This is a genomic window from Antarcticimicrobium sp. (assembly GCF_029212575.1).
GTDB lineage: Bacteria > Pseudomonadota > Alphaproteobacteria > Rhodobacterales > Rhodobacteraceae > Antarcticimicrobium.
In genome coordinates this window covers 1-17,467 of the sequence record NZ_JARGPK010000059.1, presented here as the reverse complement: position 1 = coordinate 17,467, position 17,467 = coordinate 1, and the positions used below count along the sequence as shown (strand labels likewise).

Below are 17,467 nucleotides of genomic sequence, written 5' to 3'. Positions count from 1 at the left end.
TGGCTGGGCAGCGCGAGGTCCAGTGGCGGCGGTGCGCCGGGCCGACCAAGCGGGATCACGCCAGGACTTCCCTGAGCCTTACGTCGATCCGGCAGATGTGGCTTTCCATCCAGCTGTCGATCGTGTCCACCAGTTTCGTGGCGGACCCGGCGTCAAAGCCATCCTCGCGGAACCGGGCAGTTTCCTTTTCGACAAGGCGCAGGAACAGCCCGTGTTCGTGGTGGTTCTGCGTGGCGACCGGGCATTTGCGGGCGAACATGCACTTTTCCTCGATCGAGAAATGCATTTCGCAATAGGCGGTCAGGAAATCCAGAAACAGGTCATAGGTCCTGTGCCCCTCGCCCGCCTCAAGGGTTCGGCGGAATTGATCGGAGGTTTCGAACAGCATCTTGTGTTGATCGTCGATCCCGGCGTCGCCGGTTGCGAATTCAGGCTGCCATTTCATGGTCTCCCCCCTCCTCCGATTCGCCTCTTGCGCGCGCGGTTGCTCGATTGAACACGCCGAAGTCTATGCTCGTCAAGATTGAGAATTTGTCCGGTCCGCGTGGCCCGCGTCGGCCCGGATCGGGTGGGCAGGCCGCGCCCGGGGTGGGCGCGGCGGAGGGGCCTCAATACCCCTTGCGGCCCTTCATCGAGGATTTCACGCCGCGCACCATCTTTCCGAACCCCTTGTCGCGGGCGCGCGCCTGCGCCAGGGTTTCGCTGTTGCGCGTGTTCTCGCGCAGCAATTTGCGCCATCGGTCCAGGCGGGCGGGATCGAGCGTGCCGTCGGCGATGGCCGCCTGCACCGCGCAACCCGGTTCATCCCCGTGCGTGCAATCGGAGAACCGGCAGCTCTGCGCCAGCGTCTCGATATCTCCAAACACCGCCTCGATCCCCGCCTCGGCGCCGGTCAGCCGCAGCGCCCGCATGCCGGGCGTGTCGATCAGCCAGCCGCCGTTGGTCATCTGCCGCAGCGCCCGCGCGGTGGTGGTGTGGCGGCCCTTGGCATCCTCCTCGCGGATGCCCCTGGTTGCGGCCGCCGCGCCGGTCAATCCGTTGAGCAGGGTGGATTTGCCGACCCCGGAGGATCCCAGCAGCGCCGCGGTTTGCCCCGGCCGCACCCAGGAGGCCAGGTTTGCCAGCTCGGCCGGATCGCGCGCGTCGAGCGGGATCGCCGGCAGCATCGGGTCCAGCCGCTCGACCTCGCGCGCGTAGCGGCGCGGATCGTCGCAATGGTCGGCCTTGGTCAGCAGCACCACCGCAAAGGCCCCGGCGCCGCGCGCCAGCGCGAGGTAGCGTTCCAGCCGCGCGGGGTTGAAATCGGCGTTGCAGGAGGTGGTGAGGAACAGCACGTCCACATTGGCCGCGATCAGCTGCGCCTGCGCTGCGGTGCCGGCGGCGCGGCGCTTGATCTCCGTCTGCCGGTCGAGCCGGCGGGTGATGCGGCCGCTGGCATCGGCCAGCACCCAGTCGCCCACGGCGATGTCGCCGGTGGTAAGCGCCGGGCCGCAGGTGAGCATCGCCTCGCCCCCGGGCGACAGCGCGGTCAGCCGGTCGCGGTGAACCTCGGCGATGCGAAAGGGGTTTGCGGTGGCCTCCGCGCCCTGCCCGGGGCATTGGCCGGAGAAGAAAACGGACCATCCCAGGTCCGGAAGTGTGAGTGACATCGGTCTGTCTGCCTTGTTCTTGAACAGCACGAACCATCGCGCCGCACAAGCGGGCGAAACGGTCGGTTGGTCAGGCAGAGGGTGGCGTCAGCGACGCTCAGAAACGCTCTGCCCGGCGGGACGATGCGACAGTCATGAAATGTCCTCCTGGGGCAGATTCGGGGCGCCAGTGGCGCGATTGGCGTCAGGTGAGAGGCTGGACAACGACCCAAGCGGGGCTCGTTACGGCTGCTTCCTTCCGGATCTGACCGGGTTGGCGAGGTGCCTGCCCGCGCCAACCTCTCGATCCGCAACATAGGCGAGCGTCAGGGCAATGACAAGAGAGGGGCGGCGGGATTTGCGCTCAGCCGAGCCGCAGCCGCAGCCGCAGGAAGCCGTCGGAGTCCAGCCCCATGTCCTCGATACCGCGCCCGGCCAGGTCGTCCAGATGGGCGCGCGCGCCGGGTCCGGTCCGCGCGACGGCCTCGGCCCCGGGCACCGGGGCCAGCCGCCAGGGCGGCGGGGCGGCCTCGAGCGGGTCGCGGGGCATCGCGCCCGAGAGATAGCGGCGCAGCGCATCGCCGATCGCCAGAGGCGGCAAGGGGATCGGCCGGGCGCCGCGCAGCGCGGCGAAACCGCCGCCGCCGGCCGCGCGGTAGCTGTTGAGCGCGACGGCAAAGCGTTGATCGGCCCCCACGGTGGCGCCGTTCCAGGCAAGATCCCGGATCCGTCCGCCGCCGCCGGGCAGGGGCGTGCCATCGGGGGCGTAGAGCGGTGCCGCGGCCGGATCGACCGCATAGCTCAGCCCGTGCAGCACGTCGAACCCGTGACCCGGCAACAGCGGATCGGTAAGCGGCATCTCGCGGCCGCCCGGCGCGATCCGGTTGAACTGCCCGGCCACCTGTTCCAGCCAGTCGCGGATCTGCGCCCCGGTCAGAACCACCCCGGCCAGTGTGTTGGGGAAGGGGTAAAGGTCGGAAAGGTGGCGCAGCTGCAGCGGCCCGGCGGGGACATCGGTGTAATGGGTCGGCCCGCCGCGCCCGCCGGTCTTGCCCGGCGCCGTGGCCGAGAGCAGCGGCAACGCCTCGGCCCCGGTCCCGGCCAGATGCGGGCGCAGCGCCGCCGCCTGCGCCGCCGCCACCAGCGCCAGGGAACGGTCCGGGGCGAAGAAGCTGAAATAGCTGTGCAGCCCCTGCGCGCTCCGGCCCATCGGCGTGCGCAGGGCGGCGCGGGTTTCCTCATGCGCCGGGGCGATCAACCGGACCAGCGCGGGATCCTCTGCCGCAAGCGGTTGTACCTGCCCGCCCGCATCGCGCCGGGCCACCGGGCGCAGCGTGGCATTGGCGCTCGCCGTGGTCCAGCGCCCGGTCGCTTTGCGTTCGAGGGCGAGGTCGATCACCCCGAGATGCGAGCCGGCAAAGCCCGGGATCACGGTGGGCGCGCCGGGGCCATCCCAGCTGCGCGCCTCATGGCTGTGGCCGCCAACCGCGACATCGACGCCCGGCAGGGTGGCCACCGCGCGCAGGGCATTCTCGGCGAAGGGGGCGGCGGGGGCCTGCTCCGGCTCGGGGCCGGTATGGGCCAGCGCGATGACCAGATCGCAGCCCGCTTGCCTCAGCGCCCCGGATTCGCGGGCAGCACTCGTGACCATGTCGTCGAACCCGACCCGTCCCTCCAGCAGGGGGCGGTTCCAGATGCCGGTTTGCGGCGGCAGCACCGAGAACAGGCCGATGCGCAACGCGGCCCCGCCCGGCGTCCGCCGTTCGAGAATGGTCCGTGGCAGCAGCGCGGCGGGCCTCTCTGCCCCTTCGGGGCGCAGATTGGCGCAGAGCACCGGACAGGGCGCGACCGTCAAGGCCCGGTCCAGCGCCTCCAGCCCGAAATCGAAATCGTGGTTCCCAAGCCCGATGGCGTCGTAGCCGAGCTGGCCAAAGGCCCGCATCAGCGGATGCGCCCCGGCCCCCGGCGCGGCGGCGCGTGCGTCCAGCGGCGTGCCCTGCATGCCGTCGCCATTGTCGAGCAGCAGCACCAGGGCGCCGATCTGCGCGGCTTCGTCCCGCGCCGAGGCGATCAGGCTTGCAATTCGGGTCAGACCCACCGAGGGATCGGGCCGGTCGGCGCCGTAGTCGAAGCCGGCCAGATGCATGTGCAGATCGCTGGTGGCGAGGATGCGCAGGTGCGTCGCCGCGACTGTCATGGGGGGCCTCGTTCCGAGATGAAGGGCGGATCGCACCCTTTCAAGCATGAAGCCGGGGGCGGTGAAACCCGAATGATGAGACGGCGCCGGTGCGTGTCGGAAGCGCCACGCCGCAAACGAAACCGGTTGAGTTGCGCCGCCATGCATGGCACCGCAGGATCGGTCGCGGTGGAGCGGAAAAGGGGCAGGCGATGAAAACGGCGGAACAGGTGACCTTCGGCGGATCGGGGTTGAACCGGGCGGCGGAGATCCGCGGCGATGATGAGGCGCTGGCGCGGGCGCTGGCCGACCCGGCGGCGCGCTGCCTGCCGATGTGGCGGGGCAAGCCGCTGTTGCGCGGGGCGGGTCTGGACGCGGTCGGCCTGATCGCGATGGACCACCCGGTGCTGGCGGCGGGTCTGGGCAAGGCGATCCGCGCGCCGGTGCTGCTTGGGCTGGACGAGGTGGGCGCGCCGCTTTTTGCCGATGATCTCTCGCGCTGGGAACCGGAGCAACTGGATTACGGCGCGCTTGGCAGTTTCGTGGATGGCAGCGAACAGCGCCACCCGGACCTGCCCGAGGACATGGCGTTCGCCGAGCTGCGCCGGGTGATGACCCGCATGTCGCCCCGCGACGCCGAACTTGCCGCGACCGCCAAGGCGATCATCGGCTGGCACGCGACCCACCGGTTTTGCGCCAGCTGCGGCACCGAAAGCACGATTTCCAACGCCGGCTGGCAGCGGACCTGCCCGGCCTGCGGCGGCAATCATTTCCCGCGCACCGATCCGGTTGTGATCATGCTGATCACCCATGGCGACGCGGTACTGATGGGCCGCTCGCCGGGCTGGCCCGAGGGGATGTATTCGCTGCTCGCCGGTTTCGTCGAACCGGGCGAGACGCTGGAGGCGGCGGTGCGCCGCGAGGTGATGGAGGAGGCCGGGGTGCCGGTGGGCGCGGTCAGCTATCTCGCCAGCCAGCCCTGGCCGTTCCCGGCCTCGCTGATGTTCGGCTGCGCCGGCGAGGCGCTGGCGCGCGAGATCACGATCGACCCGGTCGAGATCGAGGATGCGATCTGGGTCAGCCGCGCCGACATGATGACCGCCTTTGCCGGCGAACACCCGGTGCTGAAGCCGGCGCGAAAAGGCGCAATTGCGCATTTTCTGTTGCAGAACTGGCTTGCGGATACCCTGGATTGAAGGGACACTTGTCGACGCGTTTTATCAGGTTGGATTAGGCATGCAGTTTTCGAGCAAGGAAGATATCGACGCCCCGATCGAAGAGGTGTTTGCAGCGGTCAGCGATTTCGACGGTTTCGAACGGTCGGCGATCCGCCGCGGGATCGAGGTGCGGCGGGAGGACGAGGCGGCTGCGGTTGCGCCCGGAATGGCCTGGGACGCCGCCTTTGACCTGCGCGGCAAGCGGCGCAACCTCCGCCTGGTCCTGGCCAGGCTTGCCGCGCCGGAAGAGATGCAGGTCGAGTCCGAGTCCACCGGCCTGACCGGGGTCATGACGGTTGAACTGGTGGCGCTGTCACCGCAGCGGACGCGTATGGCGATCGTACTCAACCTGGCGCCCAAGACGCTGTCGGCGCGGCTTTTCCTGCAATCGCTGAAGCTGGCCAAGACCTCGCTGACCAAGCGATTCAAGCTGAAGGTGGCGGAATTCGCCAAGTCGATCGAGGAAAGCAAAACCCGCACCGCCTGACGTGTCAGGCCCCCGCTGCGGCGGGCCGGTTAGCCGCGCTCGGCCGAGGCCGGGTAGACGCCCAGGATCTCCACGTCGGTGGTGAAATAGGCGAGTTCGTCCAGCGCCAGTTTGACGTTCGGATCATCCGGGTGGCCTTCGATATCGGCATAGAACCGGGTCGCGGTGAAGGAGCCATCGACCATATAGCTTTCCAGCTTGGTCATGTTGATTCCATTGGTGGCAAAGCCGCCCATCGCCTTGTAGAGCGCAGCGGGAATGTTGCGCACCTGGAACACGAAACTGGTGATCATCCCGTGCTTGCCCCGGCGCGAGGAATCGGCCTCGCGCGACATGATCAGGAACCGGGTGGTATTGTTGGAATGGTCCTCGATGTGGCGGGCCAGCAGGTTCAGCCCGTAGATCTCGCCGGCCAGTTCGCTGGCCAGCGCGGCGGTGCCGGTTTGGCCCAGTTCCGAGACCTGCCGCGCAGATCCGGCTGTATCGGCGCCGGTGATGCGGTGGATGCCGTGCTGTTGCAGGAAGTCCTTGCACTGGCCCAGCAGCACCGTGTGGCTCATCGCGTGGGTGATGTCGCCCAGTTGTGCGCCCGGCACGCCCAGCAGGTTGATATGCACCCGTACGAAGGCCTCTTCGATGATGTGCAACCCGGAGTGCGGCAGCAGCGTGTGGATGTCGGCCACCCGCCCGTAGGTCGAGTTCTCGACGGGCAGCATCGCCAGGTCCGCCGCGCCGGAGCGAACCGCCTCGATCGCGTCCTCGAAGGTGCGGCAGGGCAGCGCCTCCATCTCGGGGCGCGCCTTGCGGCAGGCTTCGTGGCTGTAGGCGCCGGGTTCCCCCTGAAAGGCGATGCGGTTCGTCATGGGTTCGGATTCCGTGCAACAATGGCGATTTGGTCGATTGGTCGCGCTGTCTATACCTTGCCAGCGGCAAGGGGAAGCCTTAGACAACGCGGCAAACAGCTACAATGGATGCGCGATCAATGTTTGACACGATGACAGTAACCAAAGCCGCCGCCGGGTTCCTGGGTGCATTCCTGGTTCTTCTTCTGGCGAAATGGGCGGCTGAGGGGATCTATCACATGGGCGGCCACGGAGACGTTGCGTCCTACGTGATCGAGACCGGGGATGAGGACGCCGCCGAAGAGGTCGTCGAGGTCAGCTTCGACGAGATGATGGCCTCAGCCGATGTCGGCAAGGGCGCCAAGGTGTTCAAGAAATGCCAGGCCTGCCACAAGCTCGAGGAGGGCGCCAATTCCACCGGCCCGTATCTGTACGGCGTGGTTGGCCGCACCGTCGCCTCGGTTGACGGGTTCGGCTATTCCGGCCCGATGAGCGAACATGGCGGTGACTGGACACCCGAGGCGCTGGACGAATTCCTGACCAAGCCCTCCGCTTCGGTTCCCGGCACCGCGATGAGCTTTGCCGGGTTGAAAAAGCCGCAGGACCGGGTCAACGTCATCGCCTATCTCGACAGCCTGGACGACTGATCCCGTCCACGTCGAGTGCGTTTCGAAAGCCGCTGCCGCCGCGCAGCGGCTTTCTTTATTTTTTGTGACTTTTCATCACGCAATCGCAACTTGAACATTGGCGCGGCGGACCATTAGCTTAGGTCGCAACGACATGAGGCAGAGCTGCCCGTTTCAGATGAGGATGCGCAAGATGATCCCACCCAGTGGCCCCCGGCGCGCTCCGACGCGCGTCCGTCAGTACACCCGCGCAATCGTCCCGTCGCGGATACCCCATGTCGCGCCGTTGCTGTTGGCGATGCTGCTCCTGCTCGGCTTCGCCTCGCTGCTGCGCGCGCAGGAGACGGTCGCCAAGAGCCACGGGTTCTCGGAATTCGGCGAGTTGAAGTACCCCGAAGGGTTCGACCATTTCGATTACGTCAATCCCGACGCGCCGAGGGGCGGAGAGCTGTCCTATGCCGCGCAGGGCACCTTCGACAGCTTCAATCCCTTCACCCGGCAGGGCCGCGCCGGGGCGCGGTCGGCGGACCAGTATGAATCGCTGCTCTACCCCTCCTACGACGAACCGGCGGCCTATTACGGGTTGCTGGCCGAAAGCCTGGAGTACCCCGAGAGCCAGGATTGGGTGATCTTCAACCTGCGACCCGAGGCGCGGTTTTCCGACGGCACTCCGGTCACCGCCGAGGACGTGGTGTTTTCCCACAACATCCTGCTCGACCAGGGGCTGCAATCCTATGCCGAGGCGGTGCGCAAACGCATCCCCAAGGCCGAGGCGTTGGGACCGCACCGGGTGAAGTTCTTTTTCGCCCCCGACATCCCGCGCCGCGCGCTGATCACCCAGGTCGGCGGCACCCCGGTGTTCTCGAAAAAATGGTTCGAGGCCGATCCGGAGAACCGCCGCCTCGACAAGCCGCGAATGGAGCCGGGCATCGGCAGCGGCCCCTATGTGCTGGACAATTACGACATCAACCGCCGGGTGGTGTACCGGCGCAACCCCGATTACTGGGGTGACCATGTGAACGTGAACGTCGGGCGCAACAATTTCGAGACCATCCGGATCGAGTATTTCTCGGATTCCATCGCCGCGCTGGAGGCGTTCAAGGCCGGTGAGTTCACCTTCCGGCAGGAGAACAACTCGAAAAGCTGGGCCAGCGCCTATGATTTCCCGGCCATCGACAAGGGCTGGGTGAAGCGCGAGGAGCTGGAGGACGGCAACGTACCCAGCGCGACCGGATTCGTGATGAACATGGACCGGCCGCAGTTCCGCGACATCCGCGTGCGCGAGGCGGTGCAGCTTGCCTATAACTTCGAATGGACCAACGAGAGCCTGCAATACGGGCTGTTCCGGCAACGCCATTCCTTCTGGCAGAACAGCCCGCTGGAGGCCGAGGGCGTGGCCCAGGGCCGCGAGCGCGAGGTGCTGGAGGCGCTGGGCGATGACCTTGACCCCGCTCTGCTGGAGGCCGAGCCGGTGATGGCCCATACCAGCCGCGCCGACCGCCAGACCGACCGCGGCAACCTGCGCCGCGCGATGAAGCTCTTGGACGGTGCCGGTTGGGCGGTGGGCGATGACGGCGTGCGCCGCAACGCCAGGGGCGACACCCTGAAGATCGAGTTCCTGTCCGACGACCCGGTGATGGACCGCATCGTCATGCCCTTCGTCGACAACCTGCGCGTCATGGGCATCGACGCCAGTTACAACCGGATCGACAACGCCCAGTTCACCCTGCGCCGGCGCGAGCGCGATTTCGACATGATCTCGTCCGGCTACAGCACCTCGCTGCAACCCTCCACCGGGCTCTATCAGCAATACGGGACAGAGGCCGCCGCCTACAGCGTGTTCAACCCCGCCGGCATCCACGGCCCGGATATCGAGGCCTTGATCGACAATATCGTCGCCGCCCGCGACTGGGAGGAGCTCAGCGCCAATACCCGCGCGCTGGACCGGGTGCTGCGGGCCAAGCGGTTCATGGTGCCGACCTGGTATCTGGGCAAATACTGGGTGGCCTATTGGGACAAGTACGCCTATCCCGAGATCCTGCCGCCCTATGCGCTGGGGATCGAGGATCTGTGGTGGGCCGAGGCCGACAAGGCCGCGGCGCTGGTCGCCTCCGGCGCGCTGAGACAGTAACGAAAGGTCCGCCGCCCCGATGGGAGCCTATATCCTTCGCCGCCTTCTGCTGGTGATCCCGACGCTCTTGGGCATCATGATCATCAACTTCGCGCTGGTGCAATTCGTGCCCGGCGGCCCGGTGGAACAGATCATCGCCCAGATGGAGGGCGGCGGCGACGTGTTCGAGGGGTTCGCCGGTGGCGGTGCCGACGTGGAGACCCAGACCGCCGCCAATGACCGCTATGTCGGCGCGCGCGGGCTGCCGCCCGAGTTCATCGAGGAGCTGGAGCGCGAGTTCGGTTTCGACAAGCCGCCGGTGGAACGTTTTCTCAACATGCTGTGGAACTATGTCCGGCTCGACTTCGGCGAAAGTTTTTTCCGCTCGGTCGGGGTGATCGACCTGGTGCTGGAAAAGATGCCGGTCTCGATCAGCCTCGGGCTGTGGTCCACGGTGATCGCCTACCTGGTGTCGATCCCGCTGGGCATCCGCAAGGCGGTGAAGGACGGCACCGGGTTCGACACCTGGACCAGCGGGCTGATCATCGTGGCCTATGCGATCCCCGGCTTTCTTTTCGCCATCCTGCTGCTGGTGCTGCTTGCGGGGGGCTCCTACTGGCAGATCTTCCCGTTGCGCGGCCTGACCTCGGACAACTGGGAGGATCTCAGCCTGATCGGCAAGGCCGCCGATTACTTCTGGCATATCGCGCTGCCGGTGATCGCCTCGACGATCTCGGCCTTTGCGACGCTGACGCTTCTGACCAAGAACAGTTTTCTCGACGAGATCAAGAAACACTATGTCATGACCGCCCGCGCCAAGGGGTTGAGCGAACGTGGCGTGCTTTACGGCCACGTCTTTCGCAACGCCATGCTGATCGTGATCGCCGGGTTTCCGGCGGTGTTCATCGGCATCTTCTTTTCCGGCAGCCTGATCATCGAGACGATCTTTTCGCTCGACGGGCTGGGGCGGCTGGGGTTCGAGGCGGCGGTGGCGCGCGATTACCCGGTGATCTTCGGCACCCTGTTCATCTTCGGCCTGATGAGCCTTGTTGTGGGGATTCTGAGCGATCTTATGTACGTTCTGGTCGATCCGCGCATCGACTTCGAAAAGCGGGAGGGCTGACGGATGGCGCTCTCTCCGCTGAACCAGCGCCGCTGGCGCAACTTCAAGCGCAACCGCCGCGCGCTGTGGTCGCTGTGGATCTTCGCGGTGCTCTTCGGCCTGTCGCTGTTCGCCGAGTTCCTGGCCAACGACAAGCCGATCCTGGTGCAGTACCGGGGCGGTTATTACATGCCGGTGTTCAAGTTCTATCCCGAGACCGCGTTCGGCGGCGATTTCCAGACCGAGGCGATCTATCGCGACCCCGAGGTGCAATGCCTGATCGCCTCGGGCGGGCTGGAGGAATGTTTCGACGAGCCCGAGGAGATCATCGCAGCGATCGACCAGGGCTCGATGGACGAGAGCCTTGAGGATTTCCAACGCGGCTGGGCGCTCTGGCCGCCGATCCCCTATTCCTTCAACACCACGGTGGATCGCCCCGGCGCGGCGCCGCTGCCGCCGAACGGGCAGAACCTGCTGGGCACCGACGATACCAAGCGCGACGTGCTGGCCCGCGTGATCTACGGGTTCCGCCTGTCGATCCTGTTCACCCTGCTGGTCACCGGCGCTGCCAGCCTGATCGGCATCTTTGCCGGCGCGATCCAGGGGTTCTTTGGCGGCTGGATCGACCTGATCTTTCAGCGGATGATCGAGATCTGGTCGGCGACCCCCTCGCTTTACGTGATCATCATCATGTTCGCGATCCTGGGGCGCGGGTTCTGGCTGCTGGTGGCGCTGATGGTGCTGTTTTCCTGGACCTCGCTGGTGGGCGTGGTGCGGGCCGAGTTCCTGCGCGCGCGCAACCTGGAATACGTGCGCGCGGCCAAGGCGCTGGGGGTGGGGAACCTGACCATCATGTTCCGCCACATGCTGCCCAACGCGATGGTGGCGACGCTGACCATGCTGCCCTTCATCGTCACCGGCACCATCGGCGCGCTGGCCAGCCTCGATTTCCTGGGCTTCGGCCTGCCGTCCTCGGCGCCCTCGCTGGGCGAGTTGACGCTGCAGGCGAAACAGAACCTGCAGGCGCCCTGGCTGGCCTTCACCGCCTTTTTCACCTTTGCCATCATGCTGTCGCTGCTCGTCTTCATCTTCGAAGGGGTGCGCGACGCCTTTGACCCGAGGAAGACCTTTCAATGAGCCTGCTCGAGGTCGAAAACCTGACGGTCGCCTTCCGGCAGGACGGCCAGAGCCTGCGCGCGGTGCATGGCGTGTCCTTTACCGTCGACCGGGGCGAGACCGTGGCGCTGGTCGGCGAAAGCGGATCGGGCAAATCTGTCACCGCGCTTTCCACCGTATCGCTGCTGGGCTCCAGTGCCGAGGTTCAGGGCTCGGTCACCTATGACGGGCAGCAGATGATTGGCGCCGACGAGGCGCGGCTGCGGCAGGTGCGCGGCAACGACATCAGCTTCATCTTCCAGGAGCCGATGACATCGCTCAACCCGCTGCACAGCATCGAGAAGCAATTGGCCGAAAGCCTCGCGCTGCACCAGGGGCTGACCGGGGCGGCGGCGCGGGCGCGCATCCTCGACCTGCTGCGCAAGGTCGGCATCCGCGACCCCGAGACCCGTCTAGGCGCCTATCCGCACCAGCTCTCGGGCGGCCAGCGGCAGCGGGTGATGATCGCCATGGCGCTGGCCAACAAGCCCGACATCCTGATCGCGGACGAGCCGACCACCGCGCTCGACGTGACGATCCAGGCGCAGATCCTCGATCTGCTGGCCGACCTGAAGGCCGAGGAGAAGATGGGCCTTTTGTTCATCACCCATGACCTCGGGATCGTGCGCCGGGTGGCCGACAAGGTCTGCGTGATGAAGGGGGGCGAGATCGTCGAATCGGGCCCGACCGAGGCGGTGTTCGCCAATCCGCAGCATCCCTATACGCGCAAACTGCTGGCCGCCGAACCCCAGGGCGCGCCCGATCCGGTGCCGGAAGCCGCCGAGGAGATCGTGCGCACCGACCATCTGAAGGTCTGGTTCCCGATCCAGCGCGGGTTGATGCGCAAGACCGTGGATCACGTGCGCGCGGTCAACGACGCGACGCTTTCGGTCCGGGCGGGCGAGACGCTGGGCATCGTCGGCGAAAGCGGCTCGGGCAAGACCACGCTGGCGCTGGCGCTGATGCGGCTGATCGCGTCAGAGGGGGGGATCACCTTTGACGGGCAGGACATCCGGCAATGGTCCACGCGCGAGTTGCGGCGGCTGCGCAAGGACATGCAGATCGTGTTTCAGGACCCGTTCGGATCGCTCAGCCCGCGCATGACCTGCGCCCAGATCATCGCCGAGGGGCTGGCGATCCACCGGGTCGATCCGCATCGCGCCCCGCGCGACCTGGTGGCCGAGGCGATGGTGGAAACCGGGCTCGATCCGGCCTCGATGGACCGCTATCCGCACGAGTTTTCCGGCGGCCAGCGCCAGCGCATCGCCATTGCCCGCGCCATGGTGCTGCGGCCGCGTCTGCTGGTGCTGGACGAGCCGACCTCGGCGCTGGACATGACGGTGCAGGTGCAGATCGTGAACCTGCTGCGGGAGCTGCAGCGCAAGCACGGGCTCGCCTATCTGTTCATCAGCCATGACCTCAAGGTTGTGCGGGCGATGTCGCATCAGGTTCTGGTGATGAAACAGGGCGATGTGGTCGAGGCCGGGCCGGCGGACCGGCTGTTCGATGCGCCGCAGACCGAATACACCCGCACGCTGGTGGCGGCGGCGGGCTAGGCACCCGCCGCGCCCTTTCAGATCGCCGAGCTGTGGCCCGCCTTGCTCAGGTCATAGTCGTCGAAACAGCGCGCGACCATGCGGGTCAGCGGCCGCGCCTCGGGCTTGATGGCAAGGCCCGTGTCGCTCACAGTCAGCATGTCGGGAAAGGCGCACTGGGCATCGGCGAACAGGGCGTTCAGCTGGTCCGCGCCGATGCCGAAGCGGGTGCGAATCTCCTCGGCGTCGATGCGAAATTCGCACATCAGCATCTCGATCATGCGCCCGCGCATCTTGTCGTCCTCGCTGAAGGCGTGACCGCGCGTGGTCGAAAACCGTCCGTCGCGAATCGCGCCGGTATGGGCCGAGGTCGCCGGGGCGTTCTGCGCATAACCCTGTGGAAAGCGCGAGATCGACGAGGCGCCGACCCCGATCAGGACATCGGCCTGATCGTCGGTATAGCCCTGGAAATTGCGCCGCAGCGTACCGGCCTTCAGCGCCCGGGTCAGCCCGTCATCGGCGCGCGCGAAATGGTCGATCCCGATCTCGGCATAGCCGTCCCACAGGAACAGCCGCCGGGCGGTGTCGAACAGCGCCAGCCGTGCCTCGGGCGTGGGCAGCTTGTCCGAGGGGATCAGTTGCTGTCGCTTGGACATCCACGGCACATGCGCATAGCCGTAGAGCGCCACCCGGTCGGGGTTCAGCGACAGAAGCTTCTGCACGCTCTCGGTGATCCGCGCCTTGTCCTGATAGGGCAGTCCGAACAGGATGTCGGCGTTCAGGCTTTCGATGCCGCGGGCGCGGATCATCTCCACAGCGTCGCGCGTCAACTCGTAACTCTGGATGCGTCCGATGGTCTGCTGAATCCGCTCGTCGAAATCCTGCACCCCGATCGAGGCCCGGTTCATCCCGGCGGCCGCCAGCGCGTCGAGCCGGGCACCGTCGATCTCGTTCGGGTCGATCTCGACCGAGAACTCGGCCTCCGGCCCCAGCGGCGCGATGGCAAAGATCGCCTCGGCCAGTTCCGTCATCCGCGCCGGTTGCAGCAGCGTCGGCGTCCCGCCGCCCCAGTGCAGCCGCGACAGCGTCACACCCTCGGGCAGGCGCTCCGCCAGCAGCGCCAGCTCGGCCTTGAGCATCTCGACATAGGCGTTGACCGGATCATCCGATTTGGTACCCTGCGTGCGGCAGGCACAGAACCAGCACAGCCTGCGGCAGAACGGCACATGAACATAGAGCGAGATCGACGCCCCCGCCGGAATCGCCGAGATCCAGCCGGAAAACTGTTCCGGACCAACGCCGGAGCCGAAATGCGGAGCCGTGGGATAGCTGGTGTAACGCGGCACTTTCGCGTCAAATACTCCCAGTTTGGCCAATTGAGAATTTACCTGCATGACATTAAGCTAAATAAGACAAGTAAGTGGTTTTCCTTGACTTAGATCAACCGGGGTTTCGAGATGTCAGTGCAAACGCAGTTTTCCGCCGGGGCCTGTTCCGACTGTCCGATCCGGCATCGGGCTGTGTGCGCGCATTGTGAGCGCGACGAGCTCGCCCAGCTCGAAGAGATCAAGTACTACCGCAATTTCGAGGCCGGCCAGACCATCATCTGGTCGGGCGACAAGATGGGGTTCGTGGGGTCGGTCGTCTCCGGCATCGCCTCGCTGACCCAGACCATGGAGGACGGGCGCACGCAGATGGTCGGGCTGCTGTTGCCCAGCGATTTCGTCGGCCGCCCCGGGCGCGTGGGTTCGCCCTATGACGTCACCGCCACGACCGACGTGGTGATGTGCTGTTTCCGCAAGAAACCTTTCGAGGAGATGATGGCGCGCACCCCGCACATCGCCCACCGCCTGCTGGAAATGACGCTGGACGAGCTGGACGCGGCGCGCGAATGGATGCTGGTGCTGGGCCGCAAGACCGCGCGCGAGAAGATCGCCTCGCTGCTGTCGATCATCGCCCGTCGCGACGCCTCGCTCAGCCCGAATGGCCCCTCGGGGCCGATGCTCTTCGACCTGCCGCTGACGCGCGAGGCGATGGCGGATTATCTCGGCCTCACGCTGGAGACGGTCAGCCGCCAGATGTCGGCGCTGAAGAAGGACGGTGTGATCCTGCTCGAAGGTAAACGCCGGGTGACCGTCCCCGACATGGGCCGCCTGATGGACGAGGCCGGCGATGATTCCGACGGCGGCATGTTCAGCTAGGGCCTGACCTCAGCCGTTTTCCCGCAGCCATTGCGCCACCCTGGCGGCGGCGCTGTTGCTGCGGCGGCGCCCCAGGCTCCACAGCCGCAGCGGATGCGGCAGCTCCGCGCGGGTCTCGAACGGGGCAACAAGGCGGCCGCTGGCCAGCAGAGGCCCCAGCAAGGCGGCATGGCCCATCAGCACGCCGGCGCCGTTCACGGTTTCCTCCACCGCCAGCGCGTAGAGCGAGTAGACCGGCCCGCGCGGGGTGATGCCGGCACCGGGACAGGCCGTATCCAGCCACAGCCGCCAGTCCCCGGTCCAGGTCGAATCGCTCAGACACGGCAGATCGCGCAGATCCCCCGGCCGCGTGACCCGCGCCGCAAGGGCCGGGGCGCAGACCGGAAAGATCGCATCGCGCGCCACCGGCTCGCCCGGCCCCTCGCCATAGAACAGGCACAGGTCATAAGGGGTCCGCTTCAGGTTCGGCGGCGCCTCCAGCGCGGTGATCGAAACGGCGGTTTCCGGCATCGCCGCAAGCAGGGCAGGCAGGCGCGGCGACAGCCAGAACTGCGCCACGGCGGGCAGGCAGGCGATATGTACGACCTGCGGCGTCGCCTCGTCCCGCAGCACCTGCACCGCCTGGCCCAGCCGGTCGAAGGCGGCTGTGAACTCCGGCAGCACCCGGGCCCCCAGCGGGGTCAGCGCCACGCCCTTGGCGCCGCGGGTGAAAAGCGGCGCGCGCACCGTATCCTCCAGCGCCTTCACATGGGCCGAGACCGCGCCCGGCGTCACCCCGAGCTCTTGCGCTGCGGCGGCGAAACCGCCCAATCGCGCCGCCGCCTCAAAGGCGCGCAGCGCGGTCAGCGGCAGGGGCCTGGGGCGCGGCGGGGCGACGGTCATCTGAACTAGCCTCAATTTTCTTGACCCTAGTTTTCCGCAAATCTGATTTGCAGGCAAGCGGTTCACGCGGTTGGATGGGCCAATGACGCAGCAAAGGGACCGCCATGACCCACCTTGCCCGCCGGCCCTGGGTGCCGGAATTTTCCGAAGACTACGTGCAGCACATCGCCGCCAGTCTCGACGGCGACGTGACGCGCCAGATCGACGACCGGATCGCGGCGCTGATCGACGACAACCGGCGCATCCACGACCGCGACTGTTTCAACCTCAACCCGGCCACCAACGTGATGAACCCGCGCGCCGAGGCGGCGCTGGCCTCTGGCCTCGGCAGCCGCCCCTCGCTGGGCTATCCCGGCGACAAGTACGAGATGGGGCTGGAGGCGATCGAGGAGATCGAGGTGATCGCCGCCGAACTGTCGGCGCGTGTCTTCAACGCCCGCTATGCGGAGATTCGCGTCGGCTCGGGTGCGCTGGCCAACCTTTACGGATTCATGGCGCTGGCCAGGCCGGGCGACGCGATCATCGCGCCCCCCGCCACCATCGGCGGCCATGTCACCCATCACCATGACGGCTGTGCCGGGCTCTACGGGCTGGAGACCCATCCCGCACCGGTGAACGCCGACGGCTATACCGTCGATCTGGGCGCGTTGCGCGATCTGGCGCGCAAGGTGCGGCCCAAGGTGATCACCATCGGCGGCAGCCTGAACCTCTATCCGCACCCGGTGGCCAAGGTGCGCGAGATTGCCGACGAGGTGGGCGCGCATGTGCTGTTCGACGCCGCCCACCAATGCGGCATCATCGCCGGCGGTGTCTGGGCCAATCCGCTGGACGAGGGCGCGCATCTAATGACGATGAGCACCTACAAGAGCCTTGGTGGACCCGCCGGCGGTCTGATCGTCACCAACGACGCCGACATCGCCCAGCGGCTGGATGCGATCGCCTTTCCCGGCATGACCGCGAATTTCGACGCGGCGAAATCCGCCGCGCTGGCGCTGTCGCTGCTGGACTGGATCGACCACGGGCCGGCCTATGCGGGGGCGATGGTCGACCTGGCCCAGGCCCTGGCCCGCGCGCTGGAGGCCGAGGGGCTGCCGGTGTACCACGGCGCCGGCGGCGCGACCCAGTCGCACCAGTTCGCGGTCGAGGCGGCGGCATTCGGCGGCGGTCAGGCGGCATCGAAGACCCTGCGCCGGGCGGGGTTCCTGGCCTGCGGCATCGGTCTGCCCGTCGCGCCGGTCGAGGGCGACATGAACGGGCTGCGCATCGGCACGCCGGAACTGGTGCGCCGTGGCGTGACCCCGGAACATGCGGCGGAGCTTGCCGCGCTGATCGCCCGGGCGCTGCGCGGCAATGATCCCGATGCGCTGGCGCCCGAGACCGCGGCGCTGCGGGCGCGGTTCCAGGGAATGCACTACGTGCGGGGATGAGGGGCTTTCGTCGCCCGGGACAAGGCGCGTGGTGCACGTGGTGCGCGTGGCGGGCTGAAGCCCGCCCTACGGGGCCGCG

The 17,467-nt window shown here is 67.1% G+C and carries 15 protein-coding genes and 1 other RNA gene; 9 read left to right on the top strand and 7 right to left on the bottom strand.

The genetic code is table 11. The features are described 5' to 3' along the window. Window positions 1–55 precede the first annotated feature (55 nt). The 4 genes from P1U75_RS14155 to P1U75_RS14140 all read right to left on the bottom strand — a co-directional run bounded on the left by P1U75_RS14155 (window position 56) and on the right by P1U75_RS14140 (window position 3,825). On the bottom strand, window positions 56–445 hold the full coding sequence (locus tag P1U75_RS14155; protein WP_300244598.1) for a hemerythrin domain-containing protein: 390 nt from the start codon (window positions 443–445) through the stop codon (window positions 56–58). A gap of 163 nt (window positions 446–608) precedes the next feature. Then, a complete protein-coding gene (rsgA, locus tag P1U75_RS14150) occupies window positions 609–1,649 on the bottom strand; it encodes a ribosome small subunit-dependent GTPase A (protein WP_300244596.1) in 1,041 nt (346 codons plus the stop codon). 186 nt (window positions 1,650–1,835) lie between these two features. Beyond that, window positions 1,836–1,934: signal recognition particle sRNA small type (ffs, locus tag P1U75_RS14145), an RNA gene on the bottom strand. A gap of 58 nt (window positions 1,935–1,992) precedes the next feature. Continuing rightward, window positions 1,993–3,825 carry a 5'-nucleotidase C-terminal domain-containing protein gene (locus tag P1U75_RS14140; RefSeq protein WP_300244594.1) on the bottom strand — a complete coding sequence of 611 codons (1,833 nt, stop codon included), beginning with the start codon at window positions 3,823–3,825 and terminating at the stop codon, window positions 1,993–1,995. 191 nt (window positions 3,826–4,016) lie between these two features. Between P1U75_RS14140 and nudC the strand changes: the two genes are divergently transcribed. After that, window positions 4,017–5,000 carry an NAD(+) diphosphatase gene (gene nudC / locus P1U75_RS14135; RefSeq protein ID WP_300244592.1) on the top strand — a complete coding sequence of 328 codons (984 nt, stop codon included), beginning with the start codon at window positions 4,017–4,019 and terminating at the stop codon, window positions 4,998–5,000. Window positions 5,001–5,040: 40 nt separating this feature from the next. Then, on the top strand, window positions 5,041–5,508 hold the full coding sequence (locus P1U75_RS14130; RefSeq protein ID WP_300244590.1) for an SRPBCC family protein: 468 nt from the start codon (window positions 5,041–5,043) through the stop codon (window positions 5,506–5,508). 29 nt (window positions 5,509–5,537) lie between these two features. On the opposite strand, the gene P1U75_RS14125 is transcribed toward P1U75_RS14130, so the two are convergent. After that, on the bottom strand, window positions 5,538–6,371 hold the full coding sequence (locus tag P1U75_RS14125) for a prephenate dehydratase (RefSeq protein WP_300244587.1): 834 nt from the start codon (window positions 6,369–6,371) through the stop codon (window positions 5,538–5,540). Between the two features lie 119 nt (window positions 6,372–6,490). Between P1U75_RS14125 and P1U75_RS14120 the strand changes: the two genes are divergently transcribed. The 5 genes from P1U75_RS14120 (at window position 6,491) to P1U75_RS14100 (ending at window position 12,899) form a co-directional block, all read left to right on the top strand. Beyond that, window positions 6,491–6,997, top strand: a complete 507-nt coding sequence (locus tag P1U75_RS14120; protein WP_300244585.1) for a cytochrome c family protein — start codon at window positions 6,491–6,493, stop codon at window positions 6,995–6,997. 172 nt (window positions 6,998–7,169) lie between these two features. After that, entirely contained in the window at window positions 7,170–9,107 is a 1,938-nt protein-coding gene (locus tag P1U75_RS14115; RefSeq protein ID WP_300244582.1) for an extracellular solute-binding protein, read from the top strand. 19 nt (window positions 9,108–9,126) lie between these two features. Continuing rightward, window positions 9,127–10,209: a microcin C ABC transporter permease YejB gene (gene yejB, locus P1U75_RS14110; protein ID WP_300244580.1), complete on the top strand. Its 1,083-nt coding sequence runs from the start codon at window positions 9,127–9,129 to the stop codon at window positions 10,207–10,209. A gap of 3 nt (window positions 10,210–10,212) precedes the next feature. Then, the gene (locus P1U75_RS14105) at window positions 10,213–11,325 is read left to right on the top strand and encodes an ABC transporter permease (protein ID WP_300244577.1); all 1,113 of its coding nucleotides are present in this window, start codon (window positions 10,213–10,215) and stop codon (window positions 11,323–11,325) included. Beyond that, window positions 11,322–12,899 (top strand): ABC transporter ATP-binding protein, encoded by a 1,578-nt coding sequence (locus tag P1U75_RS14100; RefSeq protein ID WP_300244575.1) that lies wholly within the window; start codon window positions 11,322–11,324, stop codon window positions 12,897–12,899. Before P1U75_RS14105 ends, P1U75_RS14100 begins: the two co-directional genes overlap by 4 nt. A 17-nt stretch (window positions 12,900–12,916) precedes the next feature. Here P1U75_RS14100 and hemN read toward each other — a convergent pair whose 3' ends face one another. Continuing rightward, window positions 12,917–14,272 carry an oxygen-independent coproporphyrinogen III oxidase gene (hemN, locus tag P1U75_RS14095; protein ID WP_300244573.1) on the bottom strand — a complete coding sequence of 452 codons (1,356 nt, stop codon included), beginning with the start codon at window positions 14,270–14,272 and terminating at the stop codon, window positions 12,917–12,919. Window positions 14,273–14,335: 63 nt separating this feature from the next. Between hemN and fnrL the strand changes: the two genes are divergently transcribed. Continuing rightward, window positions 14,336–15,079: a transcriptional regulator FnrL gene (gene fnrL, locus P1U75_RS14090; protein WP_300244570.1), complete on the top strand. Its 744-nt coding sequence runs from the start codon at window positions 14,336–14,338 to the stop codon at window positions 15,077–15,079. A 9-nt stretch (window positions 15,080–15,088) separates the two neighbouring features. On the opposite strand, the gene P1U75_RS14085 is transcribed toward fnrL, so the two are convergent. Further along, a complete protein-coding gene (locus tag P1U75_RS14085; protein ID WP_300244568.1) occupies window positions 15,089–15,961 on the bottom strand; it encodes a LysR family transcriptional regulator in 873 nt (290 codons plus the stop codon). Window positions 15,962–16,065: 104 nt separating this feature from the next. On the opposite strand from P1U75_RS14085, the gene P1U75_RS14080 reads away from it, so the two are divergent. Then, on the top strand, window positions 16,066–17,388 hold the full coding sequence (locus P1U75_RS14080; RefSeq protein WP_300244566.1) for an aminotransferase class I/II-fold pyridoxal phosphate-dependent enzyme: 1,323 nt from the start codon (window positions 16,066–16,068) through the stop codon (window positions 17,386–17,388). Window positions 17,389–17,467 lie beyond the last annotated feature (79 nt).